Source organism: Amycolatopsis rhabdoformis (assembly GCF_035918295.1).
GTDB lineage: Bacteria > Actinomycetota > Actinomycetes > Mycobacteriales > Pseudonocardiaceae > Amycolatopsis > Amycolatopsis rhabdoformis.
This window is the reverse complement of the sequence record NZ_CP142149.1, coordinates 3013625-3039926: the sequence shown is the minus strand read 5'-3', so window position 1 is coordinate 3039926 and position 26302 is coordinate 3013625. Positions and strand designations below refer to the sequence as shown.

General features: G+C 71.3%; 32 protein-coding genes and 2 riboswitches. Of the genes, 17 read left to right on the top strand and 15 right to left on the bottom strand.

Going from position 1 to position 26302, the window contains the following annotated elements; all coding sequences use genetic code 11:
• Nucleotides 1-18: 18 nt before the first annotated feature.
• The 7 genes from VSH64_RS13750 to mrf form a co-directional block, all read right to left on the bottom strand.
• Entirely contained in the window at nucleotides 19-762 is a 744-nt protein-coding gene (locus tag VSH64_RS13750) for a dienelactone hydrolase family protein (protein WP_326835968.1), read from the bottom strand.
• Complete coding sequence (locus VSH64_RS13745) at nucleotides 759-2396, bottom strand: MFS transporter (protein WP_407655685.1); 1638 nt, start codon at nucleotides 2394-2396, stop codon at nucleotides 759-761. The genes VSH64_RS13750 and VSH64_RS13745 overlap by 4 nt, the downstream gene beginning before the upstream one ends.
• Nucleotides 2397-2467: 71 nt before the next feature.
• Nucleotides 2468-2911 (bottom strand): MarR family winged helix-turn-helix transcriptional regulator, encoded by a 444-nt coding sequence (locus VSH64_RS13740; RefSeq protein ID WP_326837944.1) that lies wholly within the window; start codon nucleotides 2909-2911, stop codon nucleotides 2468-2470.
• Between the two features lie 162 nt (nucleotides 2912-3073).
• Nucleotides 3074-4168, bottom strand: coding sequence for a GTP-binding protein (locus tag VSH64_RS13735; protein ID WP_326835966.1), 1095 nt, complete (start codon nucleotides 4166-4168; stop codon nucleotides 3074-3076).
• Complete coding sequence (rpmF, locus tag VSH64_RS13730; RefSeq protein WP_326835965.1) at nucleotides 4165-4323, bottom strand: 50S ribosomal protein L32; 159 nt, start codon at nucleotides 4321-4323, stop codon at nucleotides 4165-4167. Before rpmF ends, VSH64_RS13735 begins: the two co-directional genes overlap by 4 nt.
• Nucleotides 4323-4586, bottom strand: coding sequence for a type B 50S ribosomal protein L31 (locus VSH64_RS13725; RefSeq protein WP_220240908.1), 264 nt, complete (start codon nucleotides 4584-4586; stop codon nucleotides 4323-4325). The genes rpmF and VSH64_RS13725 overlap by 1 nt, the downstream gene beginning before the upstream one ends.
• Nucleotides 4583-5845, bottom strand: a complete 1263-nt coding sequence (gene mrf, locus VSH64_RS13720) for a ribosome hibernation factor-recruiting GTPase MRF (protein WP_326835964.1) — start codon at nucleotides 5843-5845, stop codon at nucleotides 4583-4585. The genes VSH64_RS13725 and mrf overlap by 4 nt, the downstream gene beginning before the upstream one ends.
• A gap of 77 nt (nucleotides 5846-5922) precedes the next feature.
• Here mrf and rpmB point away from each other — a divergent pair, with 77 nt between their 5' ends.
• The 5 genes from rpmB (at nucleotide 5923) to cobA (ending at nucleotide 8287) form a co-directional block, all read left to right on the top strand.
• Nucleotides 5923-6159 carry a 50S ribosomal protein L28 gene (gene rpmB / locus VSH64_RS13715; RefSeq protein ID WP_326835963.1) on the top strand — a complete coding sequence of 79 codons (237 nt, stop codon included), beginning with the start codon at nucleotides 5923-5925 and terminating at the stop codon, nucleotides 6157-6159.
• Nucleotides 6160-6327, top strand: a complete 168-nt coding sequence (gene rpmG, locus VSH64_RS13710; protein WP_005149953.1) for a 50S ribosomal protein L33 — start codon at nucleotides 6160-6162, stop codon at nucleotides 6325-6327. It abuts the gene before it with no gap.
• Nucleotides 6327-6632, top strand: coding sequence for a 30S ribosomal protein S14 (rpsN, locus tag VSH64_RS13705; protein WP_326835962.1), 306 nt, complete (start codon nucleotides 6327-6329; stop codon nucleotides 6630-6632). Before rpmG ends, rpsN begins: the two co-directional genes overlap by 1 nt.
• 23 nt (nucleotides 6633-6655) lie before the next feature.
• The gene (gene rpsR, locus VSH64_RS13700) at nucleotides 6656-6874 is read left to right on the top strand and encodes a 30S ribosomal protein S18 (protein WP_326835961.1); all 219 of its coding nucleotides are present in this window, start codon (nucleotides 6656-6658) and stop codon (nucleotides 6872-6874) included.
• 186 nt (nucleotides 6875-7060) lie between these two features.
• Nucleotides 7061-8287: a uroporphyrinogen-III C-methyltransferase gene (cobA, locus tag VSH64_RS13695; protein ID WP_326835960.1), complete on the top strand. Its 1227-nt coding sequence runs from the start codon at nucleotides 7061-7063 to the stop codon at nucleotides 8285-8287.
• A 4-nt stretch (nucleotides 8288-8291) separates the two neighbouring features.
• Here the strand turns inward: cobA and VSH64_RS13690 are convergent, their stop codons facing one another.
• Nucleotides 8292-9167, bottom strand: coding sequence for an alpha/beta fold hydrolase (locus VSH64_RS13690; RefSeq protein ID WP_326835959.1), 876 nt, complete (start codon nucleotides 9165-9167; stop codon nucleotides 8292-8294).
• A 103-nt stretch (nucleotides 9168-9270) separates the two neighbouring features.
• On the opposite strand from VSH64_RS13690, the gene VSH64_RS13685 reads away from it, so the two are divergent.
• On the top strand, nucleotides 9271-10113 hold the full coding sequence (locus VSH64_RS13685; RefSeq protein WP_326835958.1) for a crotonase/enoyl-CoA hydratase family protein: 843 nt from the start codon (nucleotides 9271-9273) through the stop codon (nucleotides 10111-10113).
• Nucleotides 10114-10152: 39 nt separating this feature from the next.
• Nucleotides 10153-11868, top strand: coding sequence for an AMP-binding protein (locus VSH64_RS13680; RefSeq protein ID WP_326835957.1), 1716 nt, complete (start codon nucleotides 10153-10155; stop codon nucleotides 11866-11868).
• Between the two features lie 57 nt (nucleotides 11869-11925).
• Here the strand turns inward: VSH64_RS13680 and VSH64_RS13675 are convergent, their stop codons facing one another.
• The gene (locus tag VSH64_RS13675; RefSeq protein WP_326835956.1) at nucleotides 11926-12432 is read right to left on the bottom strand and encodes a hypothetical protein; all 507 of its coding nucleotides are present in this window, start codon (nucleotides 12430-12432) and stop codon (nucleotides 11926-11928) included.
• A gap of 337 nt (nucleotides 12433-12769) precedes the next feature.
• Between VSH64_RS13675 and VSH64_RS13670 the strand changes: the two genes are divergently transcribed.
• From VSH64_RS13670 to VSH64_RS13645, 6 genes are all read left to right on the top strand, one after another.
• Nucleotides 12770-13015 carry a hypothetical protein gene (locus VSH64_RS13670; protein WP_326835955.1) on the top strand — a complete coding sequence of 82 codons (246 nt, stop codon included), beginning with the start codon at nucleotides 12770-12772 and terminating at the stop codon, nucleotides 13013-13015.
• 512 nt (nucleotides 13016-13527) lie between these two features.
• Complete coding sequence (locus VSH64_RS13665; protein ID WP_326835954.1) at nucleotides 13528-14121, top strand: CDP-alcohol phosphatidyltransferase family protein; 594 nt, start codon at nucleotides 13528-13530, stop codon at nucleotides 14119-14121.
• 46 nt (nucleotides 14122-14167) lie between these two features.
• Nucleotides 14168-14551 carry a glycine cleavage system protein GcvH gene (gcvH, locus tag VSH64_RS13660; protein WP_326835953.1) on the top strand — a complete coding sequence of 128 codons (384 nt, stop codon included), beginning with the start codon at nucleotides 14168-14170 and terminating at the stop codon, nucleotides 14549-14551.
• A 133-nt stretch (nucleotides 14552-14684) separates the two neighbouring features.
• The gene (gene garA / locus VSH64_RS13655) at nucleotides 14685-15152 is read left to right on the top strand and encodes a glycogen accumulation regulator GarA (protein WP_033287853.1); all 468 of its coding nucleotides are present in this window, start codon (nucleotides 14685-14687) and stop codon (nucleotides 15150-15152) included.
• On the top strand, nucleotides 15149-15907 hold the full coding sequence (ftsR, locus tag VSH64_RS13650) for a transcriptional regulator FtsR (RefSeq protein ID WP_326835952.1): 759 nt from the start codon (nucleotides 15149-15151) through the stop codon (nucleotides 15905-15907). Before garA ends, ftsR begins: the two co-directional genes overlap by 4 nt.
• A 216-nt stretch (nucleotides 15908-16123) precedes the next feature.
• Entirely contained in the window at nucleotides 16124-16597 is a 474-nt protein-coding gene (locus VSH64_RS13645) for a bifunctional nuclease family protein (RefSeq protein WP_009078856.1), read from the top strand.
• A 78-nt stretch (nucleotides 16598-16675) separates the two neighbouring features.
• Here VSH64_RS13645 and VSH64_RS13640 read toward each other — a convergent pair whose 3' ends face one another.
• A complete protein-coding gene (locus VSH64_RS13640; protein ID WP_326835951.1) occupies nucleotides 16676-17311 on the bottom strand; it encodes a TetR/AcrR family transcriptional regulator in 636 nt (211 codons plus the stop codon).
• A gap of 257 nt (nucleotides 17312-17568) precedes the next feature.
• Between VSH64_RS13640 and VSH64_RS13635 the strand changes: the two genes are divergently transcribed.
• Nucleotides 17569-18150, top strand: coding sequence for a MerR family transcriptional regulator (locus VSH64_RS13635; RefSeq protein WP_326835950.1), 582 nt, complete (start codon nucleotides 17569-17571; stop codon nucleotides 18148-18150).
• A gap of 41 nt (nucleotides 18151-18191) precedes the next feature.
• A riboswitch (glycine riboswitch) is annotated at nucleotides 18192-18292 on the top strand.
• A riboswitch (glycine riboswitch) is annotated at nucleotides 18293-18413 on the top strand. It begins immediately after the preceding riboswitch.
• Nucleotides 18414-18762: 349 nt separating this feature from the next.
• Here VSH64_RS13635 and VSH64_RS13630 read toward each other — a convergent pair.
• Complete coding sequence (locus VSH64_RS13630) at nucleotides 18763-19125, bottom strand: nuclear transport factor 2 family protein (protein WP_326835949.1); 363 nt, start codon at nucleotides 19123-19125, stop codon at nucleotides 18763-18765.
• Nucleotides 19126-19314: 189 nt separating this feature from the next.
• On the opposite strand from VSH64_RS13630, the gene VSH64_RS13625 reads away from it, so the two are divergent.
• Together VSH64_RS13625 and VSH64_RS13620 are read left to right on the top strand one after the other, a co-directional pair.
• Nucleotides 19315-20118: a helix-turn-helix domain-containing protein gene (locus VSH64_RS13625; protein ID WP_326835948.1), complete on the top strand. Its 804-nt coding sequence runs from the start codon at nucleotides 19315-19317 to the stop codon at nucleotides 20116-20118.
• A 92-nt stretch (nucleotides 20119-20210) separates the two neighbouring features.
• Nucleotides 20211-21035, top strand: coding sequence for an aldo/keto reductase (locus tag VSH64_RS13620; protein WP_326835947.1), 825 nt, complete (start codon nucleotides 20211-20213; stop codon nucleotides 21033-21035).
• A gap of 74 nt (nucleotides 21036-21109) precedes the next feature.
• Here VSH64_RS13620 and VSH64_RS13615 read toward each other — a convergent pair whose 3' ends face one another.
• Together VSH64_RS13615 and VSH64_RS13610 are read right to left on the bottom strand one after the other, a co-directional pair.
• On the bottom strand, nucleotides 21110-21811 hold the full coding sequence (locus VSH64_RS13615) for a hypothetical protein (protein WP_326835946.1): 702 nt from the start codon (nucleotides 21809-21811) through the stop codon (nucleotides 21110-21112).
• A gap of 255 nt (nucleotides 21812-22066) precedes the next feature.
• On the bottom strand, nucleotides 22067-22810 hold the full coding sequence (locus VSH64_RS13610) for a DUF7617 domain-containing protein (protein ID WP_326835945.1): 744 nt from the start codon (nucleotides 22808-22810) through the stop codon (nucleotides 22067-22069).
• 40 nt (nucleotides 22811-22850) lie between these two features.
• Here VSH64_RS13610 and VSH64_RS13605 point away from each other — a divergent pair, with 40 nt between their 5' ends.
• Entirely contained in the window at nucleotides 22851-23699 is an 849-nt protein-coding gene (locus VSH64_RS13605) for a 3-methyladenine DNA glycosylase (RefSeq protein WP_326835944.1), read from the top strand.
• 57 nt (nucleotides 23700-23756) lie between these two features.
• Here VSH64_RS13605 and VSH64_RS13600 read toward each other — a convergent pair whose 3' ends face one another.
• The gene (locus VSH64_RS13600; protein WP_326835943.1) at nucleotides 23757-24800 is read right to left on the bottom strand and encodes a hemolysin family protein; all 1044 of its coding nucleotides are present in this window, start codon (nucleotides 24798-24800) and stop codon (nucleotides 23757-23759) included.
• Nucleotides 24797-26203 carry a hemolysin family protein gene (locus tag VSH64_RS13595; protein WP_326835942.1) on the bottom strand — a complete coding sequence of 469 codons (1407 nt, stop codon included), beginning with the start codon at nucleotides 26201-26203 and terminating at the stop codon, nucleotides 24797-24799. The genes VSH64_RS13600 and VSH64_RS13595 overlap by 4 nt, the downstream gene beginning before the upstream one ends.
• Between the last annotated feature and the right edge of the window lie 99 nt (nucleotides 26204-26302).

The following is a 26302-nucleotide window of genomic DNA, read 5'->3' as shown; positions in this document are numbered from 1 at the left end:
AGTCCTTCCGGAAGTGGGTCAGGCGGTGAGGTGGCGGCCGTAGAAGGCGAAGATCTTCGCCCAGCCGTCCACGGCGGCCTCGGGCCGGTAGCTCGGGCGGTCGACGGCGAAGAAGGCGTGGCCGGCGCCCTCGTAGGTGTGGAACTCGTGCACCTTGCCGAGGCGGTCGAGCTCGGCCGCCAGCTTCGCGGTCTCCTCGGGGCCGGGGTACTGGTCGTCCGCACCGAAGAGGCCCAGCAGGGGAGCCGAGAGCTGCGGCGCGAGGCCCAGCAACGGTTTCATCGACGACGGCATGCCGGCCGGCGGCTCGTTGACCACGAACGCGCCGTAGCAGTCCACGGCCGCGTCGACCTTCGTCGAGCAGGCGACGAGGAAGGTCTGGCGCCCGCCCGAGCAGTGGCCGATCACGCCGATCTTGCCGTTGGCGCCGTCGAGTGCGTTGAGGTACGCGGCCGCGCCCTCGACGTCACCGACCAGGCGCTCGTCGGGCACGCCGCCGTTGGCGCGCACGGTCGCGGCGGCGTCGTCCGGGCTCGCGCCCGGCGCCTCGCGCGAGTAGAGGTTCGGGCACAGCGCCGCGAACCCCTCGGCGGCGAAGCGGCGCACCATTTCCTTGGTGGAAAGGTCGTAGCCGGGCATGTGGTGGATCACCACGACTCCGCCGCGCGGGGCGGCGTCGAGCGGGCGGGCCAGGTACGCCTCGATCTCGTCACCGCCGTGGCCGGTGATCGTGACGGTGCCGGCGGTGAGCGTGTCGCTCATCGGTTCTCCTTGTCGGGCGAGGTGCCGCGTTGCTGGTCGGGGTGGAAGTAGCGCTTGCCGCGCGACACCGAGGCGAGGGCGGCTACGAGCGCCATCACGGCGGCCGCCGTGAAGACGGTGACCAGCCCGTGGTGGAACGGGCCGGAGATGAGCTGGGGGAAGAAGTCCTTGCCGGTCAGCGCCGACGCGTCGGCCGGCTTCAGTCCGGAAAGGACACCCGGGCCGAGCAGGTGCGCCACCGGGTTGCTGCCGAGGAACGCGGCGAACAGCGTGCTCACCGGCGGCAGCTGGGCGACACCCGCCGCCACGGCCGCGGGCACGCCGTGGGCCTGCAGACCGCCGCTGAGCGTGGTGGGGAGCGAGCCGGCCAGGCCCGCGATCATGAGGGAGAAGAACACGCCGATCGACAGCGCCGTGCCGGAGTTCTGGAACGTCGAGCGCATGCCGGACGCCACGCCGCGCTGGTGGTCGGGCACGCTGCTCATGATCGCCGAGGTGTTGGGCGCCGAGAACATGCCCTGCCCGATGCCGCTGATCACCAGCAGCAGCGCGAACACCGGGTAGGAGAAGTCCACGGGCAGCGCCAGCAGGCCCAGGAACGCCCCGGCCACCAGGACGAGCCCACCGGTGGAGAACAGCCGCGCCCCGAACCGGTCGGACAGGTACCCCGACAGCGGGCCCGCGATGAGGAACCCGACGGTGAGCGGCAGCAGGTAGATCCCGGCCCACAGCGGGGTTTCCTCGTACTCGTAGCCGTGCAGGGGCAGCCAGATGCCCTGCAGCCAGATGATGAGCATGAACTGCATCCCGCCGCGCGCGATCGCCGTGAGCAGCGCCGCGAGGTTGCCGGCGGAGAACGCCCGGATCCGGAACAGCGCGAGCTGGAACATCGGGTCCTTCACCCGGGACTCGATCACGCCGAACAGCGCGAGCAGCAGGATCCCGCCGCCGATGCCGCCGAGCACCCACGGGTTGCCCCAGCCGGTGGCCGCGCCGCCGTAGGGCTGGATGCCGTAGGTGATCGCGGCGAGCAGCACGCCGGTGCCCAGCGCGAAGGTGATGTTGCCGCCCCAGTCCACGTTGGCGCGGCGCGGTTTGCCGATCTCGCGCAGGCTGCGGATCGACCACACCGTGCCGAGGATGCCGAACGGCACGCTCACCCAGAACACCGCCCGCCAGTCGATCTCGGCGAGCAGGCCGCCCGCGACCAGGCCGAGGAACTGCCCGGCCAGCGCGGTGATCTGGTTGATGCCCAGAGCCATGCCGCGTTGCTCACGCGGGAACGCGTCGGTGAGGATCGCGGCCGAGTTCGCGGTGAGCATCGACCCGCCGACAGCTTGCACGATGCGCCAGCCGATGAGCCACAGCGCACCTTGCCCGCCGTGGAACGGGTCGAACGACAGCGCCACCGAGGCGACGCTGAAGATCACGAACCCGACGTTGTACATCTTCACGCGGCCGAACATGTCGCCGAGGCGCCCGAGCGTGACCACGAGCACGGCCGACACCAGCAGGTAGCCCAGGATCATCCAGAGCAGGTAACCGATGTTGGCCGGCGCGAGCGGGTCGAGGCCGATGCCGCGGAAGATCGCCGGCAGCGAGATGATCACGATCGACCCGTCGAGGGTCGACATGAGCACGCCGAGGGTGGTGTTGGAGAGGGCGACCCACTTGTAGCGGTCGCCGCGGGTGGTGGCGGTGGTGGTCACAGTTCGTCGGCCAGGCGTTCGAGCAGGGGGATCACCTCGAGCAGTCGGCGGCGTTCCTCGGCGTCGAAGCCGTCGGCCAGGGCCTGGGCGACGCGCTGGGTGCTGAGGGAGCGCCGGTCGGTCAGGAGCTTGCGGCCGGCCGGGGTCGCGGACATGAGGACGCGCCGTCCGTCGGCGGCGTCGGGGCTGCGGCTCACGAGCCCGCGTTCGACGAGCCCGGCCAGGGTCGCGCCCATGGCCTGCGGCTTCACCCGTTCCAGCTCGGCCAGGCAGCCGGGTGTCGCGGGGCCTTCGCGGTCGAGCCGGGAGAGCACGGAGCTTTCCGAGAGTGTGGCCTCGCCGGCCACGTACCCCTGGCGCATCCGCCGCACCAGCCGCCCGAGCGCGACCCTCAGGTCGGCGGCGGCCTCCACGAGATCCTTGCTGATCCGGTCCGGCACATTCGTCAACCTAGACTGATAAACCTGGCTTGATCAACCTTCGCGAAACACCCCGAAGGACAAGGAAATACGCAGTTCGGACGCGTGACGCGCGAAAGCCGCGTGACCCCGGTGGCCGGGATCACGCGGCTGTTCGCGGTGCCGTCAGTGTCTTCGGTGTCCTCAGTGGACGTGCACGGGTTCCCACTCGGGAAAGGGATCCGCGGTCACCGGCGCGTCGGTGAGGCAGGCCTCGAGCGCGGCCAGCAGCGGGTCGCCCGCGAGCTCGACCCCGATGAACACCAGTTCCTGCCGCGGTTGCCCGGCCACGCCCTGCGGTTCGAAGCGCGCCACCGAGCCCGCCTGCGACCACAGCCCCAGCGTGCCAGGCCGTGACGCGAGCGAGAAGAACCCCTTGGACCGCAGCACGGTGCCGAACTCGCCGGAGTCGAGCCGGGTCGTGACGAAGTCCCACAGCGGCGCCGGGTCGAACGCGCGGTCCGCGCGGAACACGACGCTGGAGATGCCGTACTCCTCGGTCTCCGGCACGTGGTCGCCGTTGAGCTCCGCGACCCAGCCCGGCGCCTGCTGCGCCCGCTCCGGATCGTGGCGGCCGGTGCCGAACACCCGCGCGAGCGGCACCCGGCCGAACTCGCCGGTGAGCACGTCGGCCGCCGGGTTGAGCCGGCGCAGCGCCGCCACCAGCCGGTCGCGCTCGGCGGGGGAGACGAGGTCGGTTTTGTTCAGCAGCAGCACGTCCGCGAACTCGACCTGATCCACGAGCAGGTCGCTCACGGTGCGCTCGTCGCCCTCGTACTGGTCGAGCCGGCGCTCGGCCAGCGAGTCGCCGCCCGCCAGCTCGCGGCCGAAGTTCACGGCGTCGACCACGGTCACCATGGTGTCGAGCCGGGCGTTGGCGAGCGCCGGCGCGCCGTCGTCGCCGGGGAACGAGAACGTGGCCGCGACCGGCATCGGCTCGGAGATCCCGCTCGACTCGATGAGCACGTGGTCGAACCGGCCTTCCGAGCACAGCCGCGCGATCTCGTCGAGCAGGTCCTCGCGCAGGGTGCAGCAGATGCAGCCGTTGGTCATCTCGACCAGGCGTTCCTCGGTGCGGGACACGCTGTCGCGCACGAGCGCGGCGTCGATGTTGACCTCGCTCATGTCGTTCACGATCACCGCCACCCGCAGGCCTTCGCGGTTGGCGAGGATGTGGTTGAGCAGCGTGGTCTTGCCCGCGCCGAGGAAGCCGGACAGCACGGTGACGGGAACGCTCACCGCTCGAGCCGCTGGAAGTGCTTGATCAGCCGGCGCGGCACGAGCTTGCGCTCGCCGTCCACGGTGATCGGCACCAGGTCGGGCACGGCGGCCTTCCACTGCGACCGGCGCGCGCGGGTGTTGCTGCGGGACTTCTTCCGCTTCGGCACGGCCATCAGCGCGCACCGCCCTTCTCGCGGCGGCCGTAGCGGCGGTGGAACTTCTCGACCTGGCCCGCGGAGTCGACGATCCGCTGATTGCCGGTCCAGAACGGGTGCGACCACGAGCTGATGTCCACGACCACGAGCGGGTAGGTGTTCCCGTCGCTCCACTCGATCGTCCGCTCGGACGTGGCGGTGGAGCGGGTGAGGAACGCGTCGCCGGTCGACGAGTCGCGGAACACCACGGGGTGGTAGTCGGGGTGGATGCCGGGCTTCACTGCTGTTCTTCCTTCCGGTTGGCGGCGTTCACGTGCCGCTCTGCTTCGTCGTCTTCTTCGTCTTCGGTGACTTCGCACGGGTCTTCGTGCCACTCGCCGAACGGGTCGGGGTAGCTGCGCCACGCAGCTTCTCCCTCGGCCAGCTCGTCGTCGGTGAGCAGCGCGTCGCGCAGGGCCCGGTCGATGTCGGCCGGGTCCGCGAGGTCCGTGACCACCACGAGCTCCTGCGCGCGGTCGCCGTGCTCGGGGTGCCAGCGCAGCGACGCGAGCGTGCGGCGCTCGGGGGAGACCTCGGCCCAGTCCGGGCCGTCGGGCGAGGCGAGCCACGGCCCGGCGTGCCCGATCGCGAGACCGCCGCCCGCCGACTCGAGCCAGAACGCGATGTCGGGCTGGCTCGCGACCCAGGCGCGGCCGCGGGTGCGGATCACCCCGCCCAGCAGTGAGTCGATGGCCTCGTGCAGCCGTTCGGGGTGGAACGGGCGCTGCGCGGTGAAGGTGAGCAGCTCGATCCCGCAGTCGGCGTGCAGCGGCGGCTGGCCGCGCAGGAGCGCGCCGTGCAAGTCGATCACCTCGCCGCGGCGCGCGTCCGCGGGGATGGCGGCGTAGAGCAGGCCGGCGTCGAGGCCTTTGAGCACGACGCGCGGCACCGACGGCGTGACGCGGTCGAGCGCGGCCGCGGTCTTCGCGGCGCACCACGCGTCGGGCACGTCGCCGGCGAGCACGAGCACGTCGGCGAACTCCACCTGCGCGAGCGCGACCTGGGCCACGGTGCGCTCGTCCTCGGGGCTGCCGAGCAGGCCGCGTTCCAGCAGCAGTTCGTCGCCGGAGGCGTCGGCGAGCCAGGTGGCGCGGTCGACGGTGGTGAACACGGCCTCGAGCTCGACGTCGTCGCTCACCGGCCGGTCGCCGACCAGCACGTTGGCGATCGCCCAGCTCACCGGTTCGGGCTCCATGGCCTCGTCGAGGCGCACCACGATCCGGTCCACCTCCGGCCGCCGGGCGAGCCGGCGGAGCAGGGGCAGGAGGTCTTCGCGCAGCGTGCAGTTCACGCAGCCGTGCGCGAGCTCCAGCGCGGTGAGCTGGTCGCGGGGGCCGAGGCGGATGCGCCGGCGGACGACGCCGCTGCCGATCTGGCGCAGGTCGTGGTGGACCACGGCGACGCCGGGGCCGGCGCGGCGCAGCAGTTCGGCGAGCTCGTCGTTGCCTTCGGCGGCGAGGCCGCTGACGAGCACGAGCGGGACACGCGGGTGTGGGGTCACTGAAGCTCCAGTCGACGGGACGGGGTACGGTGAGAGCGTAATTGAAAACGAATGTCACTATCAACTCGGGAGGGTTCGTGTCAGCCGTGTGCCAGGTCACCGGCCACAAGCCGGGCTACGGCAAGCAGGTCTCGCACTCGCACCGCCGCACGTCGAGGCGCTGGGAGCCGAACCTGCAGACCCGCCGCTACTACGTGCCGAGCCTCGGCCGGACCGTGCGGCTCAAGCTGTCCGTGAAGGGCATGAAGACGATCGACAAGCGCGGGATCGACGCGGTCGTCGCGGAACTGGCCGCGAAGGGGGTGAAGCTCTAGATGGCGAAGAGCACCGACATCCGGCCGATCATCAAGCTGCGGTCCACCGCGGGCACCGGCTACACGTACGTGACCAAGAAGAACCGCCGCAACGACCCGGACCGGATGGTCCTGCGCAAGTACGACCCCGTGGCGCGCAAGCACGTCGAGTTCAAGGAAGAGCGCTGATGGCGAAGAAGTCGAAGATCGCGAAGAACGAGCAGCGGAAGGTGATCGCCGCCCGCTACGTCGAACAGCGCCGCGCGCTCAAGGCCGTGATCGCCTCGCCGCGCTCGTCGTCGGGCGAGAAGGCCGACGCCGTCGTGGCGCTGCAGCGCATGCCGCGCGACGCGAGCGCCACGCGCATCCGCAACCGCGACACCGCCGACGGCCGGCCGCGCGGCTACCTGCGCAAGTTCGGCCTGTCCCGCGTGCGCATGCGGCAGATGGCGCACAACGGCGAGCTGCCCGGCGTCTCGAAGTCGAGCTGGTGAGGCCGGTGCGGAAAGGCGAACGTGTGCCCCGCAAGCGGGCCAACCCGTTGCACACCCGCGGAATCACCGTCGTCGACTGGAAGGACGTGGACCTGCTGCGGATCTTCATCTCCGACCGCGGCAAGATCCGCGCCCGCCGCGTGACCGGGTTGACACCGAAGCAGCAGAAGCAGGTGGCCTCGGCCATCAAGAACGCCCGCGAGATGGCGTTGCTGCCCTATCCCACGGCCGCGCGGAGCTGACCGCCCGGTGACCCGGGAGCGAGCCGCCCGCCGCAGCGCTCCCGGGCCACCGGTGGTCGCGAAGATCGGGCCGAGGTTCGGGACAAGATCGACCGGGAAGATCGACCGCGGGCCCGCCTGAGCACCGTGGTGTGAGGTGCGCCCCTGCCGCAGCGCCGGGCGACCCGGGCAGGCAGACTTTCCGGCATGGACGACCCGCACTACCTCTCCGGACTCCAGCTCGCCGGCCGCCGTGTCGTGATGGTCGGCGGCGGCTCGGTCGCCCAGCGCCGCCTCCCGCGGCTCATCCGCGCGGGCGCGCGGGTGGAGCTGGTGTCGCCGCACACCACGCCTTCGGTGAGCGCGATGGCCGACGCGGGCGAGCTCGTGTGGCACGAGCGCCGCTACGCCGAGGGCGATCTCACCGACGCCTGGTACGCGCTGGCCTGCACCGACGACCCCGAGGTCAACGCCGCCGTGTGCGCCGAGGCCGAGCGCGCGCGGGTGTTCTGCGTGCGCGCCGACGAGGGGGAGTCCGGCAGTGCCGTCACGCCGGCCTCGGGCCGCCACGGCGGGCTGTTGTTCGGCGTGTTGTCCGGCGGGGAGCCGCTGCGCTCGGCCGCGGTGCGCGACAGCATCCTCGACGCGTTGCACGCCGGCACGGTCGCCGACGGCCGGGTGGCCCCGCGCGGCGATCAGCCGAGCGTGGATCTGCCGGGTGTCGCGCTGGTCGGCGGCGGCCCGGGTGACCCGGACCTGATCACCGTGCGCGGGCGCCGCCTGCTCTCCCGCGCCGACGTGGTGGTCGTCGACCGGCTCGCGCCGCGCGAGCTGCTCGACGAGCTCGCGCCGGAGGTCGAGGTCGTCGACGCGGCGAAGATCCCGTACGGCCGCGCCGCGAGCCAGGACGTGATCAACAGCACGCTGATCGAGAAGGCCAAGGAGGGCAAGTTCGTCGTCCGGCTCAAGGGCGGTGACCCCTACCTGTTCGGCCGCGGGTTCGAAGAGGTCCTGGCCTGCGCCGAGGCCGGGGTGCCGGTGACCATGGTCCCGGGCATCACGAGCGCGTTCGCGGTGCCGGCCGTCGCCGACGTGCCGGTGACCCACCGCGGGGTGGCCCATGAGGTCGTGGTCGTGTCCGGCCACGTCGCTCCGGGCGACCCGCGCTCGCTCGTCGACTGGTCGCTGCTGGCCGGCCTGCGCGGCACGATCGTGCTGATGATGGGCGTCGAACGGCTGCCGCAGTTCGCGTCGGCGCTGCTCGACGGCGGTCGTCCGGCCGACACGCCGGTCGCGATCGTCGAGGACGGCACCATGCGCACGCAGCGCGCCCTGCGGTCCACGCTGGGCCAGGTCGCCGAAGAAGCCGCGGCCGCGGGCGTGCGGCCGCCGGCGGTGATCGTGTTCGGCCCGGTGGCCGGCCTGGCGAAGTGAGCGGTCAGCTTTCGTAGCAGCGCTCGGCGAAGTCCTTGATCGCCGAGGTCAGCCGCTGCGGGTCCGACCGCAGCTCGACCGGGCTGCGCGCCTGCACGAACTGCGCGTGCGGCATGTCCTCGGCGAGGGTGTCGGCGTCGCCGAAGGGGTGGATCGGGTCGCCTTCGTGCCCGATCACCAGCGCGGGCGTGGTGATGGCGCGGCGCACCGACTTCGGCGGTGCGATCCGGCCGAACAGCACGCCGTGCAGCAGCGCGGCCATGGGCGCGGGCCGCTGGGTGAGCGTGTCGGTGACGACGTCGACCCACTGGCTGCCGTGGGGCACCAGGTTGGCGGCCAGCGCGACGCCGCGCACGGTCACCGGCAGGAAGCGCGCGGCGAACAGCAGCGGGGCGAAGGTGAGCAGCCCGGCGATGATCGCGTTGTCCAGCACCGGCATCTCGACCACCAGGCCGCGCACGCGCGAGGGCCGCGCCACCGCCACCTCGAGCGCCACGTTCGCGCCGAGCGAGGTCCCGCCGAGCACCGCGTCCGGCAGGCCGAGGTGGTCGAGCAGGGCCACGGCCTGCTCGCCGAACGCCGGCATCGAGTAGCGCCACGACTCGGTGGGCCGGTCGGACTCGCCGTGGCCCAGCAGGTCGAGGGTGACCACGCGGAACCCCGAGCGCGCGAGCCGGCGGGCCAGCGGCGCGTGCATGCGGCGGGTGAACATGATGCCGTGCATCAGCACCACGACGCGGTCGCCGGAGCCGTACTCGGTGTAGGCCAGGCGCTGGCCGTCACAGGTGAACGAGCCGGACAGCTCGATCGGGCGCGTGCGGCGCGGTGGCGCCGGTTCCGGGGTCACGTCGTCGACGGCGGGGGCGGAGGCCGGGCTCATGAGCCACCTTCCTCTCGTGGTCGAGGGCCGCTTCGATCTCTCCAGCAAAGCATCCCGGGCCCGAATTGGCACAGCGTCAACCGGATGAGTCAAGATGACGGACATGACCGCACCTGCCGACGCCCTGCCCGACCTCGTCTCGCTGAAGGTCGACCTCGACGCCCACGTCGCCGAAGTCACCCTGCTCGGCCCGGCGAAGGGCAACGCCATGGGCCCCGACTTCTGGCGGGAGCTGCCGCTGGTCTTCGGCGCGTTGGACGCCGACCCGCGCGTGCGCGCGATCGTGCTCACCGGCAGCGGCGCGCACTTCTCCTACGGCCTCGACCTGCCCGCGATGATGGGCGGCTGGGCGCCGCTGCTCGCCGGTGACGCGCTGGCCGGCCCGCGCACGGAGTTCCACCGCGAGGTCCGCCGCCTGCAGGAGGCCGTGAGCTCGATCGCCGAATGCCGCAAGCCCGTGATCGCCGCCGTGTCCGGCTGGTGCATCGGCGGCGGGGTCGACGTGATCAGCGCCGCCGACGTGCGCCTGGCCAGCGCCGACGCGAAGTTCAGCGTGCGCGAGGTGAAGGTCGCGATCGTCGCCGACCTCGGCAGCCTGCAGCGGCTCGCCACGATCGTCGGCGAGGGCCACGTGCGCGAGCTCGCCCTCACCGGCAAGGACATCGACGCCGCGCGCGCCGAGAAGATCGGCCTGGTCAACGACGTCCACGCCGACCAGGACACGCTGCTGGCCGAGGCCCGCAAGCTCGCCGCCGACCTCGCCGCGAACCCGCCGCTGGTCGTGCAGGGCACCAAGCAGGTGCTGGCCGCGAACACCGAGCGCCAGGTCGCCGAGGGCCTGCGCTACGTCGCGGCCTGGAACTCCGCGTTCCTCCCGAGCAAGGACCTGGCCGAGGCCGTCCAGGCCTTCATGGAGCGCCGCGCGCCCGACTTCAAGGGCGAGTAGAACAAGGGCGCGAGAGACACCGCACGAGGGAGTTACGACGTGAGCACTGGCGCTTCGGAGAGCCACGAGGCCTACCGGGTCTTCCGGGAGGCGCGGGACTACCTGCAGGCCCACCGCGAGGACTACGACACGGCCGTCCGGGACTTCGCCTGGCCGCAGCCGGCGGAGTTCAACTGGGCGCTCGACTGGTTCGACGTGATCGCGCGCGATCCGGCCAACGCGCAGCGGTACGCGCTGTGGATCGTGGAGGAGGACGGCACCGAGAACCGCTGGACCTACCCCGAGATGGCGGCCCGCTCCGACCAGGTCGCGACCTGGCTGCGCCGCCTCGGCGTGGGGCGCGGCGACCGGCTGATCCTCATGCTGGGCAACCAGGGTGAGCTGTGGGAGACGATCCTCGCCGCGATCAAGCTCGGCGCCGTGATCATCCCGGCCTCGACGCTGCTCGGGCCGGCCGACCTCGTCGACCGCGTGGAGCGCGGCAAGGCCAAGCACGTGGTGGTGCGCTCGGCCGACGCGCCGAAGTTCGCCGACGTGGCCGGCGACTACACACGCATCGCCGTGGGCGAGCCGGTGGAGGGCTGGCACGCCTACACCACCGCGTACGCCGAGCCCGCCGGCTTCACCCCCGAAGGCGTGACCGCGGCGGCCGACCCGCTGCTGCTGTACTTCACCTCGGGCACCACGGCGCAGCCGAAGCTCGTGCAGCACACGCAGGTGTCCTACCCGGTCGGGCATCTGTCCACAATGTACTGGATCGGCCTCGAGCCCGGCGACGTGCACCTCAACATCTCCTCGCCCGGCTGGGCGAAACACGCGTGGAGCAACGTGTTCGCGCCGTGGAACGCCGAGGCCACGGTGTTCCTGTACAACTACACGCGCTTCGACGCCACCGCGCTCATGGCGCAGATGGACCGCTGCGGCGTCACGAGCTTCTGCGCCCCGCCGACGGTGTGGCGGATGCTGATCCAGGCCGACCTCACGGCGCTGAAGACCCCGCCCCAGAAGGTGGTCGGCGCGGGCGAGCCGCTCAACCCCGAGGTGATCGAGCAGGTCGAAAAGGCCTGGGGCGTCACGATTCGCGACGGCTTCGGGCAGACCGAGAGCAGCGTGCAGATCGCCAACACGCCGGGCCAGCCGGTGGTGCCGGGCTCGATGGGCCGGCCGCTGCCGGGCTTCGTGGTGGCGCTGGTCGACCCGGTCACCGGCGAGCGCGCCGGCGAGGGCGAGATCTGCCTCGACCTCGCGCACCGGCCCGTGGGCCTGATGGTGGGCTACGCGGACGACGACGAGCGCACGGCGGAAGCCTTCCGCGACGGCTACTACCACACCGGCGACGTCGGCTCGATCGACGAGCGCGGCTACATCACCTACGTCGGGCGCACCGACGACGTGTTCAAGGCGTCGGACTACCGGATCTCGCCGTTCGAGCTGGAAAGCGTGCTGCTGGAGCACGAAGCCGTGGCCGAGGCCGCCGTGGTGCCCGCGCCGGACCCGATCCGGCTCGCGGTGCCGAAGGCCTACGTGGTGCTCGCGGCGGGCCACGAGCCCACCGCCGGGACCGCCCGCGCGATCCTGGCCTACGCCCGCGAGCACCTCGCGCCGTACAAGCGGATCCGGCGCCTGGAGTTCGCCGAGCTGCCGAAGACGATCTCCGGCAAGATCCGCCGCGTCGAGCTGCGCGGGCGCGAGCACGAGAACACCCGGCCCGAGGGCGAGTACCGCGAGGACGACTTCCCGGACCTCAAAGCCTGAACGTTGCTCGGGGACCGGGTGCTTCTCGCGTACTGAGCGCCGCCGTCGTCCTCTCGGTCACTCCGAGGGGACGACGGCCGCGAACACCGTCTGCTCGCCCTTGCTGCAGGTCGTGCCGCCCTGCGCCGCCGGCGGTCCGGACGTGCACAACCAGCCTGACACGGTGTCGTTCACCGCGTCGTTGGAGCCCGAGCCCTGCCGGCCGGCGATCTGCGCGTGGAAGTCGCGCACGAGCCGCATGGCCTCGGCGCACGGCACGCCGCCCGCCTGGCTGTCGAACACGTACAGCGTGAGGCCGCTCGCGGCCGTCACGGTGCCGCAGGAGCCCGGAACCGCGGTCGGGGTGGTCGAGGGCCGGGCGGGCTTGCTCGAGGTCGTGTGCGTCGGCTCAGGCGGCGGGGGAGGCGCGGGCCGGGTCGACGAGGTGGGCGCGGGCGCCGTGGTGGCGGACGGTGGCGGCGGTACCGCCGCCCGGGGCGCGGGTTCGCCCGAACAGGCGGCCAGCGCCGGCAACACGAGCCAGGCCGCGAGCAGCGGCCGCCACGCGGGCTTCGACGGGGGCACCGGAGTCCTTTCGCCAGGGGTCCTCCCGGGCATTCTGGCCCGTCGGCAGCGCTGTGACCCGCACCGACACCCGGTGCGGCGCGCGGAGGTTACCGGAACCGGGGCGTCCGCCTCCGCGGGATCCCGCGAACATCGGTCCACTGTGGACGGTTAACATCGCGTTCACGCAGTGAGACACCGGGAACTGCTTCTTCATCGATCGGACGAATCTGCGGGGCGGTCGTTAACGTCTCGCGCCTTCGCGCCGATTTATGTCAGGAGCACCCGCGGAGAGCCCTCTGCGTGTCCCTGTCCCCGATCACCCGCCGACCCCGAGAGAACAAGAGCACCGCACAGCATGACCACCGAAACGGCCACCGAGCCCGGCATCCCGTCAGCGACCGACCTCACCGACCCGACCGAGCGGCCCACCACGCCGCCCACCGCGCCTTGCAGCGTCGTGTGGTGCTGTGGCCGCCCGTACGTCCTCGAAGGCCGAGCCGGCCGCGCCCGCTGGGTCGGCAACGACGACCGCGGCCGCCCCGAGCGCCTCAGCAATGCCGAGTTGCAGCGTCGCGGCTGGAGCCACCGCCGCGCCCGCTGAGCGCCACTGTCCGACCACCCTTCTGCTTCGCGGGCCCCGCGTTCACCGGGCCTGGCCGGGATCGTGCTGTGCACGGCACCGGGCCGGCCTCGCGGGGATCCGCGCTGTCCGCTCCGCGCAACGGGCCGGTTCCGCCGGTCCGTTCGCGAGGACTTGTTCCACGACACCGTTTCGGGCCGGATCCCACCGGCCCTGTTCCGGCGACCGCACAGGACCGACGGCGACCACCGGCGCGACCACCAGCACGGTGGCGACCGCGCGGTACCGATGGCAGCACCAACGGCGCGGTATCGACGGCTCAGTCCACCGGCGCAGTTCCAGCGGCTCAGTACCACCGCTGCAGTACCGCCGGCGCGGGACCGATTGCGCCGCGTCGACCGTGCTGTCGCGACACCGCCGTGCCGACCGGCCCGGCGCCCCCCAGTCCCGCGGTCGGGTCGCGTGCCACGGACCCGCGACCCGACCGCGTGACCACCGGTGTCCGCGCCCGTCGTCCCCTCTAGGCTGAGCGCGTGACCACGGTCCCCGAGCCCAAGACGGAGCCTTCCCTGCTGCGGCAGGCGTTCAACGTCCCCAACCTCCTGTCCCTGCTGCGGCTCGCGGGCGTGCCCGTGTTCCTCTGGTTGCTGCTCGGCCCGAAGGAGGACGGCTGGGCGCTCGCGCTGCTCGTCTTCTCGGCGCTCACCGACTGGCTCGACGGCAAGCTCGCCCGCTGGCTCGACCAGATGTCGCGTCTGGGCCAGCTGCTCGACCCCGCCGCCGACCGGCTCTACATCCTCGCGACGCTGGTCGCGTTCCTGATCCGCGACATCATCCCGTGGTGGGTCGTCGTGCCGCTCGTGCTGCGCGAGGCCGTGCTGGCGGTCTGCGTGCTCGTGCTGCGCCGCGGCGGGTTCGCCCCGCCCGAGGTGACCTACATCGGCAAGGGCGCGACCTTCGTGCTCATGTACGCCTTCCCGTTCCTGCTGCTCACGCAGGGAAGCTCGACCGTGGCCGTGGTGGCCCGGCCGATCGCCTACGCCTTCATGGTCTGGGGCGGGGTGCTCTACGTCTGGTCCGGAGCGCTCTACGTGGTGCAGGCAGTGCGCGCGCTTCGTAGCCGGTGATGGAAGACTGCCCGCGACGAAGTCGGTTCGAGGAAGGGGAGGGGCGTTGACCACTCCGGAAGAGCTGCGATACACCGAGGAACACGAGTGGGTGGCCACGCGCGAGGGTGCGCTGGTCCGCGTGGGCATCACGGAGTACGCGCAGGACCAGCTCGGCGACGTGGTGTTCGTGGACCTGCCCGAGGTCGGCAAGCACCTCGACGCGGGCGACGTCTTCGGCGAGGTGGAGTCCACCAAGAGCGTGTCCGAGCTGTTCGCGCCGGTCGACGGCGAGATCGTCGCCGTGAACGCCGCGGTCTCGGAATCGCCCGAGCTGATCAACTCCGACCCGTACGGCGAAGGCTGGCTCGTCGAGATCCGCCTCGACGACCCCGCGGGGCTCGAAGCCCTGCTCGAAGCCGAGGCGTACCAGGCGCTCATCGCCGGCTGAGGCGGGTTCGGCCTGGCCCGGGGGTTCCGCCCGCCCAAGGGGGAGCCCACGGGTCCCGAACCGATCAGGCACGGTACGTTGAGCGCTACACGTTCTTGGTCATAGGCAACATTGTGTGTAGAGGAGAGCTCAGGTGAGCACGAACGACGGGCCCGGCGTTCCCCCGGAGCAGTCTCCGGAGCGGACCTCTGTCTTCCGGGCCGACTTCCTGGCCGATGTCGAAGGCCAGGAGTCAGCGCCGGCTGCCGAGGCACCGGTCCAGGGCGTCGACGCCCTGCCCCCGGGTTCCGCCCTCCTGGTCGTGAAGCGGGGCCCCAACGCGGGCTCGCGCTTCCTGCTGGACCGCGACACCACGAGCGCGGGCCGGCACCCCGACAGCGACATCTTCCTCGACGACGTCACGGTCTCCCGCCGGCACGCCGAGTTCCGGCGTGAGGGCGGCGAGTTCGTCGTCATCGACGTCGGTTCCCTGAACGGCACCTACGTCAACCGCGAGCCGGTCGACCAGGCCGTGCTCGCCGGCGGCGACGAGGTGCAGATCGGGAAGTTCCGCCTCGTCTTCCTGACGGGCCCGGGGCACGGGGGCCAGGGGGCGCAGTGACGGCGGCCGGGCAGCCCGGTCGTTCGGAGGCCCGGCGCGACGGGTTGAGCATCGGGGCGGTCCTGGCGCAGCTGCGCGGCGACTTCCCCGATGTCACCATCTCCAAGATCCGGTTCCTCGAGGCGGAAGGCCTGGTCCGGCCGGGCCGCACGCCGTCGGGGTACCGGCAGTTCGCCCCGGCGGACGTGGAGCGGCTTCGCTTCGTGCTGTCCGCGCAGCGGGATCACTACCTCCCGCTCAAGGTCATCAAGGAACAGCTGGACGCGGCGGACTCCGGAATGGAGCCCGCCGCGCCCACGCCGCGGCTGCCGCGGAAGCTGGTGTCGCTCGACCCGGCCGACACCGGCGGTCTGCCCGAGGCCGAGGACTTCGAGACCGGTCCCGAGATCCGGCTCACGCAGGAAGAGCTGCTGGCGCAAGCCGGCATCACCGCGGCGATGCTCACCGAGCTGCAGCAGTACGGGCTCGTGCGACCCGGCGCGGCGGGGTTCTTCGGGCCGGACGCGGTGCTGATCGCGCGCACGGTGAAGGCGATGACCGAATTCGGTATCGAGCCGAGACACCTGCGTGCCTTCCGCGCCGCCGCGGACCGCGAAGTCGGCCTGCTGGAACAGATCGTGACCCCGGTGTATCGGCATCGTGACGAGGACGCCAAGGCGAGGGCCGACGAAGTGGTCCGCGAGCTGGCCGCGCTGTCCGTCACGCTCCACACGCTCCTCGTGAAAGCGGGGATCCGGGGAGTCACCGGGGGTTGAACCGGACGTAACGGGCCGAACACCGGTGTTCGTCACATGTCAATGACTGAATGTTCGCGTCCGTATGCCGTACCGTGAGAGTCGGTTTGCGGTGCAGCGAACCGAGAATGTCCGCCACTAGCGAGCACAGCGCCCGGATGACGGGTAGCGTCGAACCCAACGGCGCGAGTACGTCGAGCGCTGCAGCCCGTGTGCACGAGAGGGAGGCGAAACCCGATGAGCGAGATGCGCGTCGTCGGTGTGCGGGTGGAGCTGCCCGCCAATCAGCCGATCTTGTTGCTGCGGGAAACCGAGGGCGAGCGCTACCTGCCGATCTGGATCGGCTCGGTCGAAGCCACCGCCATCGCGTTGGAGCAGCAGGGAGTACGTCCCGCCCGGCCCCTGACCCACGACCTGCTCAAAGAGGTCATCGGGGCGCTCGGCCGCGAGCTGGAACAGGTCGTGATCACCGACCTGAAGGAAGGCACCTTCTTCGCCGAGCTCGTGTTCGACGGCGACATCCGGGTGTCCGCGCGCCCCAGCGACTCGGTCGCTCTCGCGCTGCGGATCGGGGTCCCCATCCACGCCGTCGACGCGGTGCTGGAAGAGGCGGGCCTGATCATCCCGGACGAGCAGGAGGACGAGGTCGAGAAGTTCCGCGAGTTCCTCGACTCCGTGTCCCCGGAAGACTTCCGCGGCGCCGACACCTGAGCCGCCGGCGGGAACGCGGATCCGAGACCCCCGTTCCCGCCGTGATTCCGGTCCTTTCGGGCACCGCCACCGCCACCATCAGCGTGCCGGAGCCGTGGCGCGTTCGAAGAGATCCGCGATCTCCCGCCCGTAGCGGTCGAGGTCGGTCGCCGGATCGGCCGCGTAAGCCGCTGCGACACCGTCGATGGCCTGCGCGATCGACATCGCCATCACCTCCGGCGCGAACTCGCCGAACACCCCCTCGTCCTGACCCTGCTTGAGCTGGCGCTGCACCGCTCCCACCCGCAGCTGGCCCACGAGCACGGCGGTCATGGCCCAGCCGTCCGCGTCGTCGGCGTTCGCCGAGAGCTCCGCGAGCACGCGGACGCATTCCGGGTAGTCGCGCAGGAACGCCACCGAGGTCTCGATGTGGGCCCGCAGGTTGCCCGGCCGGTCGCCGGGGTCGAGGTCCTTGCTGCGCTCCTGCAGGAACATCGCCTTCGTCTCGGACACCGTGCTCAGCACGGCCTGCATGAGCCCGGCCTTGTTCGTGAAGTGGTAGGAGATCATGCGGGTGCTGCTCAGGCCCGCGCGCTCCTTGATCTTGGCGAACGTGGTGCGCGCGTAACCGTGGTCGGCGATCGTGGCGATGGTCGCCCCGATGATCTGCGCGCGGGTGGTCGCCTCGGTCACGCTCAGCCCGAGCTCGGCTTGCGTGTCAAAATTTACTCGCATGAGTAATAAGTTATTCGACTGAGTAAAAGGTGTCAAAACCGTACGGCGAACGGACCAAAGGCTCAAGACGAGCTTGAGGTGCGCCGCGCGTCGCGTTGACCGGCTCGCGTGGGCGCCTTACCGTCGAAGGCGGTAAATCGCCACGATGTGATTCTCCGACCGGGGCACGATCGTGGCGGTTCTCCCCGGCCGACCCCGCTCCTGGGTTCGACCGGTGTCGTTTCGCCGGCCGCCAGGTCGGGCGAGGGGAGGCTTGCGTGGTCGAGGCTGGTAGTCCGGAGAGGCCGCCCGTTCGTGCCGCCGATGGCGAGCAGGGCGAGCTGTTCCCCGACGCCTCCCTTCCGGACGAGCTCGTGGGCTACCGCGGTCCCGCCGCGTGTCAGATCGCGGGGATCACGTACCGGCAGCTCGATTACTGGGCTCGCACGAAGCTGGTCGCACCGAGCATCCGCACGGCGCACGGCTCGGGCTCCCAGCGGCTGTACTCGTTCAAGGACATCCTCGTCCTGAAGGTCGTGAAGCGGCTCCTGGACACCGGGGTCTCGCTGCACAACATCCGGGTCGCGGTGGACCACCTGCGCGTGCGCGGCGTCCGCGACCTCGCGAAGGTCACGCTCTTCTCCGACGGCACCACGGTGTACGAGTGCACCTCGCCGGAAGAGATCGTGGATCTGCTCCAGGGCGGCCAGGGCGTGTTCGGCATCGCCGTGAGCGGCGCGATGCAGGAGATCAGCGGCACGATCCACGAGTTCCCGGCCGAGCGCGCCGACGGCGGTGTGGTCGAGTCGGTCGTGCCCGACGAGCTCACCCAGCGCCGCAACTCCCGCCGCACCGGGTGATCACCGCCCGCGCGGGCGCGCTAGACTGATCACGTTGTCGACGAACCCGCGCGGGAGAGACCGAGCCGGCATCCACGAGCTCGGCGCCGAAGGAGCAAGTCCTCCCCGGAACCTCTCAGGCACCCTGGACCGCGCGGACGAGACGCCTCTGGAAAGTGGGCCCGCTGGAGACCACCAGCCGGTTCCGCCGACGGTGCAAACCCGGGTATCCACGCGGGTGAAACTCTCAGGCGCCCCTTGGGGGTACGGACAGAGTGGGGAGGACCTCGGACTCGGGGCACACCGGGTCCGGGCGGCTGGTTCAGACCTTCTGATTTTCTCTTCGTGCCCGGCGCTGACGTGCTCGCGCCGTCTTCGGATTTCCCCGGCCGGCACCGGTATCGGTGCCGGCGTGCGGAGTGCGCGGGGTCCGGCAAGTGGTCCGGACCTCACCCGAATGGCCGCAGTTTCCCGATCGGTTTCGGGCGGTGAAGGGCGCGGTGAGGGATTCACGTCCCTCCACGCGCCCTTCACCGCACCTCCACGGGTTCACGTCGGCGCCGCGTGATCGCCGGTGGTCCACACGTCTGCACCGTCCACTGTGGAACCGCGCGGATCCCCGGAACCCGCCGGTCAGCCCGGGATCTTGTCCAGGAAGCCGTGCACCTTGGCGATCCGCCCGTCCTCCAGCTCGACCACGTCGAAGCCGATGGCCAGCGGTTCCTCGGCACCCGGGGCGGACAGGTGCCAGTGGAACCGCGCCAGGTCGTGGTGCGCGTCCGGCGCCGCCGGGAGGGTGAAGGTGAGGCCGGCGAACTGGGCTTGCGCGGCGGCGATGAACGAATCGATGCCGTCGTGGCCGGTCGCCGAGCCCAGCGGGTCGGTCATGGTCGCGCCGGGGGTGAAGACGTCGGCGACGAGAGCGCGCCGGCGCTCGGCGTCGGTCTCGTTCCAGATCGCGAGGTACTGCTCGACGGTGCCGGTCACGTCGGACATGGTGGAGCTCCCTTTGCTTGGCGGACAACGGGTTCGCCGTCCTGCTGCGGCCAACACTGCTGCGCCCGGCGCCGTTCGTCGATTACGCCGGAGGTAACGGCCCCGCGGGAGATCGCCGGGCGAACCCGCCACGGGCGATTACCCGCGAGGTAATGGCCGGGACGCGCCCGGACCCGTAGCGTCGAGCACGTGACGACTTCGGTGAAGGCCCCGGCGCGCCGGGCGGTCGGCGAGCTCCTGCGCGAGTGGCGCGACCGGCGGCGCATCAGCCAGCTCGACCTCTCGATCGCGGCGGAAATCTCCACGCGACACCTGAGCTTCGTCGAGACCGGCCGCTCGAAGCCGAGCCGCGAGATGGTGCTGCGCCTCGGCGAGCACCTCGAAGTGCCGCTGCGCGAACGCAACCGGCTGCTGCTCGCCGCCGGCTACGCGCCCGCGTACGGCGAGACGGAGCTCGGCGCGCCCGAGCTCACGGCCGTGCGCGAAGCCGTGCGCCAGCTGCTCACCGGCCACGACCCGTACCCGGCGGCGGTGGTCGACCGCGGCTGGAACCTCGTCGACGCCAACACGAGCCTCGGCCTGCTCACCGAAGGGGTGGCGCCGGACCTGCTGGCGGCGCCGGTGAACGTGCTGCGCGTGACGCTGCACCCGGAGGGCATGGCGCCGCGCGTGGTGAACCTGGGGGAGTGGCGGGCCCACCTGCTCGGCCGCCTGCGCCGCCAGGTCGAGCAGACGGCCGACCCGGCGCTCGCGGAGCTGCTGGCCGAGCTGCGAGCGTACCCGTGTGACCAGCCGGTGCCGGAGGTCGAGGTGCCCGGGCCGGGCGACATCTTCGTGCCGCTGCGCTACCGCCACCGCGACACCGAGCTCACGTTCTTCAGCACGGTCGCGACCTTCGGCACCCCGCTCGACGTCACGGTCGCCGAGCTCGTGATCGAGTCGTTCTACCCGGCGAACCCGGAAACGGCGGCGTACCTGCGCGCGAGCGCCTGACCCGTTCGTGCGGCGGGGTGGCGCGCCCCCGGGCCACGGAAGTGGAAGGATCGGGCGGTAACACCAGGACAACGCAGTGAGGATCCGCCTTCATGGCCAACCCGCCCCTGCTCACCCTGAACAATTCGGTCACCGTGCCGCAGCTCGGCTTCGGTGTGTACCAGGTCCGTTCCGCGCAGGCCGAGAAGGTGATCGGCGAGGCGATCGACGCCGGTTACCGCAGCATCGACACCGCGGCGATGTACGGCAACGAGGCCGAGGTCGGCGCCGCGATCCGCGCGTCGGGTCTCCCGCGCGACCAGTTCTTCGTGACCACCAAGCTCTGGAACGACCAGCACGGCTACGACAACGCGCTGCGCGCCTTCGACCGCAGTGCGGCCGAGCTGGGGCTCGAGCAGGTGGACCTGTTCCTCATCCACTGGCCGCAGCCGCGGCGCGACCGGTTCGTGGAGACCTGGCGCGCGCTGGAGAAGCTGTACCAGGACGGTCGCGTGCGGGCCATCGGCGTGTCGAACTTCGGCATCCCGCACCTGCGCCGGCTGCTGGACGAGACCGACGTGGTGCCGGCGGTGAACCAGGTCGAGCTGCACCCGTGGCTGCAACAGCTGCCGCTGCGCACCTTCCACGCCGAGCACGGCATCGCCACCGAGGCCTGGAGCCCGCTCTCGCGCGGCCGGCTGCTCGGCGACCGCGTGATCACCTCGCTCGCGGCCAAGTACGGCAAGTCGCCGGCGCAACTCGTGCTGCGCTGGCACCTGCAGATGGGCACGATCGCCATCCCGAAATCGGCCAACCCGGCGCGCATCCGCGAGAACTTCGCGGTGTTCGACTTCGAGCTCGCCGACGACGACCTCGTGGCGCTGGCCGAGCTCGACAACGGCACCCGAACCGGTGCCGATCCTGACACCTTCGGGTGAACGGCGCACCACGACCACGGAAAACGGCCGGCCCCGGAAAACCCGGGACCGGCCGTTCGCCGTTCAGCGGTGGGTCAGGACGCCCGGATGCCGGCGGCCGCGAAGTCGGCCAGCTGCGCGGGTTCCTTGAGGTACGCGCGGAAGCTCTGGGTGGCGCGCTGCTGGTTTTCGTCGGTCGAGGTGCCGCTGATGCTCGCGCCCGCGAGACCCACGAACGGGTAGTCGGCGGGCGGGCCCGAGCCGATCGGCATCGCGGGCGAGCCGATGCGCTCGGGCTTCGCGTTCGTGAGCTGCGTGACCCAGTACGACGACTCGGGGATCCAGCCGTCGGGCAGGCCGCCGATGGTCGAGAGGTCGGTTTTGCCGACGAGCGCGTCGAGCACCTCGGAGGAGGACTTCGTGGTCACGTCGACCTGGAAGCAGGCGCCGTGCTCCGGGGTCAGATCGGCGTCCCAGCGCTTCGCGGCGGCCTCGACGGGCTTGGCGACCTGCGGGGTCACCACGAGCCGGAGCGTGGAGCGGTTGCCGCCGCAGCTCGCGGCCTGGGCCTCGGCGCGGTTGTTGAGCACGCTGTCGGCCCAGTTCCAGCCGAACACACCGAGGGCGACCAGCACGACGAGGCCCGCGCAGGCGATGGGCCACTTGGCGATCCTGCGGCGCGGGGCCTTGGCGGCGACGATCCGGTGTGAGCCCGTCGTCTCGCTGCGGCCTTGCTGGCGCTTCGGCGGATCGAGAGGGTGCGGCACCGGCTCTTCGGCCAGTGTGTGTCGCCCCATCGTTGTCCTTTCGAGACGTGCGCGCACGCGCTGCTATGCAATCAAACCGTTATCACTCTAACAGGTTAGCGACCCTGGGTGAATATTGTGACTGAGAGTTGCACGGTCTGTACACAATTCACGGGGTGCCGCCGAGCAGGTGACGGCGGTGCGTGAATCGGCCGACCCCGCGGCGGGTACGGGTCCGGCCCGCGGCGAGGTGTTGAAAATACCCCGTCGCGGGCCGGACTTGATCAGCGGCTCACCGAACGAGCGTCAGAGGATGCACAACAGGGAACAGGCCTTGGCCGAAGACCACGCCGAGTGCGACGGCGGGGTGCCGGCCGGGGCGTTGGCCGGCGTGTCGCTCACCTTGGCCTGGTTGGTGATCGGGAACAGGTTCAGCAGGGCGTGGGTCGAGCAGTACACCTGCTTCGTCTGGTCCGGTTGCAGCGAGAACGCGGCCGCCGCCTGGCGCGACGGCTCGACGCTGTCCACCACGTGCGTGCCGCTGATGCCGACCGGGCCTTGGTCCGTCACGGTGATCCGCCAGTACGCGGTGGCGTCGAGCAGGCCGACCGGCGCCTGTTTCGCCCACGGTCCCGAACCTCCCGGCCCGCACTTGGCCGCACCGGCCGAGGTGCAGATCTCCCTCTCCTGCGTGACCACCGGCGTGCAGGAGGAGCCCGGTGCGACGGGCAGCGCCACGGTGTTGGAGGTGAACGTGCCCGTCGGGTCGGTGCCGGTCGCGGTGTTCGTCACGCCGGCCACGCTGCGGTCCGCGGAGATCGCCGTGCGGAAACACACCTGCGGTGCGTCACCGGTGAAGCCGACGACGAGCTGCGGCTGGTTGCCCCCGGCGAAGTCCGCCGAGCTCTTCAGGACCAGCGTGGTGGTGAGTACAGGCAGCCCGGCACACGCCGAGGCGGTGGTCCAGTCGTGGCACAGTGTCACGCCCGGGTACGGGCCGCCCCACGCCGGCAGGTAGCTGCGCTGGTGACCGGCCGGGTCGGTGACCACCTCGGGCTTGAAGGCCGGCGGTCCGTCGTATCCTGGCCGCGTGCCCCTTCCGGAGACGCAGAACGAGGTCGTCGTGCTCGGCGAACCCGTCTGGCGCGCCCGCTCGGCGGCGCACGAGGAGCGGGTCGACGAGCTGCTGGCCGGGCACCTGCGCCGCCGCCGCGACGGCGTGAAGCATCCGGTGCACGACTTTCTGTTCACCTACTACTCGTTCCGCCCCAACCAGCTGCGCCGCTGGTCGCCGGGGTACGGCGTGGCGCCGGCCGGGGGACCCGACCCGATTCCGCGGGCCGATGTCGTGTCCCGCCGCGACCGCATCGAGGGCGTCCACGCGCTGCTGGTGGCCACGGCCGGGCGGCCGGCCCACTTCGGCTGTTTCGGCCTGCACGAGTGGGCCATGGTCTACGGGCTCGCCGAGGACCGGGTGCGGCACGCGAGCCACCCGCTGCGCCTCGGCGCGGCCGGCACCGACGAGGTGGTGGAGGGGCATCGCGTCACCTGCTCGCACTTCGACGCGTTCCGCTTCTTCACCCCGGCGGCCCGCCCGCTCAACTCCCTCAATCCGGCGGCGGACGACCGCCCCGCGTTCGAACAGCCGGGCTGTCTCCACGCCGGGATGGATCTCTACAAGCACGCGTTCCGGCTGGCGCCCCTGATCCCCGCCGAGCTGGTGGCCGACTGCTTCGAGCTGGCCCGCGACATCCGGGAGCTCGACATGCGCGCGTCCCCGTACGACCTCACCGGCCTCGGGTACGAGCCGGTGCGGATCGAAACGGCGCAGGGCAAACAGGAGTACGCCGCCGCGCAGCGCGCCTTCGCCGAGCGAGGCGCGCCGCTGCGGCAGCGGCTGATCGAGGAGTGCGAACGGCTGCTGGCCGCGTCGTCCTGACCCCGGAGTCGTGAACGCGTCGCTCGGATGGGGGGCGACGGCCCGGACGAAACCCGGTCAGGCCGTGACGTGCGTGCCGTCGCGCACGGTGCCCACGTACTCCTCCACGAGATCCTCCAGCGCCACGACACCCACGGCCTGGCCGGCGGCGTCGAGGGCCCGCGCGAGGTGGCTGCCTTCCTTGCGCATGGCCGAAAGCGCCACATCGAGCCGCGCGTCGGCGCGCAGTTCGGTGAGCGGGCGGGTCTTCGAGTCCGGCACGCTCGTGTCGGGGCTCTGCCCCACGAGGTCGAGCACGTCCTTCACGTGGATGTAGCCGGTGAGCGTGCCGTCGTCGGTGCACACCGGGAACCGCGAGAACCCGGTCGAGGACACCGCGCGTTCCACGTCGCCCAGCGTCGGTCCACAAGGGAGGGTGGTGAGCTGCGCGGTGGGCACGAGCACGTCGGACACGGTCTTCGCGACCGAGGACAGCGTCTGCGAAAGCCGTTGGTGCTCCGACTGTTCGAGCAGTCCCTCCCGACGTGACTCACTCAGCAGCTCGGCCAGCTCGTCGGACGTGTAGGCCGTTTCCAGCTCGTCCTTCGGCTCCACCTTCACCAGGCGCAGGAACGAGTTCGCCACCAGGTTGAGGAACCAGATCACCGGGTTCGCGAGTTTCACCCACGCCACGTGCGCCGGCACCAGCCACAGCGCGAGCCGCTCGGGCTCGGCGATGGCGAGGTTCTTCGGCACCATTTCGCCCACCAGCACGTGGAGCATCGTGATGAACGCGAGCGCGATCGCGAACGAGATCGGGTGCAGCAGCTGCTCGGGCAGGCCGAACAGGTCGAAGAACCCGGACAGCCGGTGCGCCACGGCGGGTTCGCCGAGGCGACCGAGCAGCAGCGAACAGATGGTGATGCCCAGCTGCGCGCCCGCGAGCATCTTCGACACGTGCCGGCTCGCGTTGATCACGATCTTCGCCCGGGTCTTCCCCTGTTCCAGCAACGCTTCCAGGCGGTCGCGCCGCGAGGAGATCAGGGTGAACTCGGCGCCGACGAAAAACGCGTTGGCGAGCAGCAGCACCACGACGAGGGCGATGTTCAGCCAGTCGCTCACGCGACCACCTCGCGTTCGGTCACCGGGCGCGGCGCGGAATTCTTCTGCGGCGCGGCGGTCGGGCCCTCGGTTCCGGGTGGCTTCTCCGGGCCGGGTTCGACCGGGCGCACCTCGACCTCGGCGATGCGGTGGCGATCCATGCTCGTGACGGTGAGCTGCCAGCCGTCGACGACCGCCGCGTCGCCTTCGGCCGGGATGCGGCCGAGGCGTTCGAGGATCAGGCCGGCGATGGTCTCGTAGTCGCCGTCGGGCATGCGGAAGCCGGTGACCTCGCTGACCTCGTCGGGCCGCAGCTGGCCCGACACGAGCCAGCTGTCCGAGCCGAGCTGCTGCGACGCCGGGGCTTCGCGCTCGTCGTGCTCGTCGCGGACGTCGCCGATGATCTCCTCGACCACGTCCTCCAGCGTGACCAGGCCGGCCATACCGCCGTACTCGTCGACGACGATGGCGAGCTGGTAGCGGGAGTCACGCAGGCGGTTGAGCAGGTCGTCGCCGGGCAGTGACTCCGGCACGGTCGGCACCGGGCGCATGACCGAGCCGATGCGCACCGTGGCGCGCTCGTCGCCCTGCACCGCGAAGGCCTGCTTCACGTGCACGGCGCCCTGCACGTCGTCGAGGTCCTCGCGGTGGACGGGAAACCGCGAGAACCCGGTGCGGCGCGAGATCTCGATGAGGTCGTGGATCGTGTCCTCCACGGTGAGCGACTCGACCTGCACGCGCGGGGTCATCAGCTCGTCGGCCGTGCGCTCGCCGAAGCGCAGCGAGCGGTCCAGCAGCTCGGCCGTGGACGTGTCGAGCTTCCCGCTCTCGGCGCTGGAGCGCACGATCGAGCCGAGTTCCTGCGGCGAGCGCGCCGACCGCAGCTCTTCCTGCGGCTCCACGCCGAACTTGCGCACCACGAAGTTGGCGCTGTTGTTCATGAGCGTGATCAGCCAGCGGAACAGCGCGGAGAAGCGCGAGTGGTAGCCGGTCACGGCGCGGGCGGTGCGAAGCGGACGCGCGATCGCGATGTTCTTCGGCACCATCTCGCCGAGGATCATCGACAGGAACGTGGCCACCACCAGCGCGACCACGATCGACACACCCGCCGCCACGGCCTCGGACAGGCCGACGGCGTCGAAGATCGGGCGCACGAGCTCCCCGATGAGCGGCTCGGCGAGGTAACCGGTGATCAGCGTGGTGAGGGTGATCGCGACCTGGGCGCCCGAGAGCTGGAAGCTCAGCGTGCGGTGCGCCTTCTGCACCGCGAGCGAGCGCCGGTCGCCGGTCTGGCGCACGTCGGCGTCGACGGTGCTGCGCTCGAGCGCGGTCAGCGAGAACTCGGCGGCGACGGCGAGGCCGGTGCCGATCGTGAGGAGGATGAAGACCAGCACGCCGAGTACGGAGAACAGGACGTGGGTCATGCCGCTCCTCCCGCGAAGGGAGAGAGGGCGGTCAAGGAAAAGCCGGGTCGTCTGCCCGGCCCGGTACTGTCACCGGGCGATTGCGCGGCGCGCAAATGG

Excerpts from the sequence above, each read along its gene's own strand:
- VSH64_RS13750 (WP_326835968.1), bottom strand. The coding sequence starts at position 762 with ATGAGCGACACGCTCACCGCCGGCACCGTCACGATCACCGGCCACGGC.
- VSH64_RS13745 (WP_407655685.1), bottom strand. The coding sequence starts at position 2,396 with ATGTCGACCCTCGACGGGTCGATCGTGATCATCTCGCTGCCGGCGATC.
- rpmF (WP_326835965.1), bottom strand. The coding sequence starts at position 4,323 with ATGGCCGTGCCGAAGCGGAAGAAGTCCCGCAGCAACACCCGCGCGCGC.
- rpmG (WP_005149953.1), top strand. The coding sequence starts at position 6,160 with ATGGCGAAGAGCACCGACATCCGGCCGATCATCAAGCTGCGGTCCACC.
- rpsN (WP_326835962.1), top strand. The coding sequence starts at position 6,327 with ATGGCGAAGAAGTCGAAGATCGCGAAGAACGAGCAGCGGAAGGTGATC.
- cobA (WP_326835960.1), top strand. The coding sequence starts at position 7,061 with ATGGACGACCCGCACTACCTCTCCGGACTCCAGCTCGCCGGCCGCCGT.
- VSH64_RS13690 (WP_326835959.1), bottom strand. The coding sequence starts at position 9,167 with ATGAGCCCGGCCTCCGCCCCCGCCGTCGACGACGTGACCCCGGAACCG.
- VSH64_RS13685 (WP_326835958.1), top strand. The coding sequence starts at position 9,271 with ATGACCGCACCTGCCGACGCCCTGCCCGACCTCGTCTCGCTGAAGGTC.
- VSH64_RS13670 (WP_326835955.1), top strand. The coding sequence starts at position 12,770 with ATGACCACCGAAACGGCCACCGAGCCCGGCATCCCGTCAGCGACCGAC.
- VSH64_RS13645 (WP_009078856.1), top strand. The coding sequence starts at position 16,124 with ATGAGCGAGATGCGCGTCGTCGGTGTGCGGGTGGAGCTGCCCGCCAAT.
- VSH64_RS13640 (WP_326835951.1), bottom strand. The coding sequence starts at position 17,311 with ATGCGAGTAAATTTTGACACGCAAGCCGAGCTCGGGCTGAGCGTGACC.
- VSH64_RS13630 (WP_326835949.1), bottom strand. The coding sequence starts at position 19,125 with ATGTCCGACGTGACCGGCACCGTCGAGCAGTACCTCGCGATCTGGAAC.
- VSH64_RS13620 (WP_326835947.1), top strand. The coding sequence starts at position 20,211 with ATGGCCAACCCGCCCCTGCTCACCCTGAACAATTCGGTCACCGTGCCG.
- VSH64_RS13615 (WP_326835946.1), bottom strand. The coding sequence starts at position 21,811 with ATGGGGCGACACACACTGGCCGAAGAGCCGGTGCCGCACCCTCTCGAT.
- VSH64_RS13595 (WP_326835942.1), bottom strand. The coding sequence starts at position 26,203 with ATGACCCACGTCCTGTTCTCCGTACTCGGCGTGCTGGTCTTCATCCTC.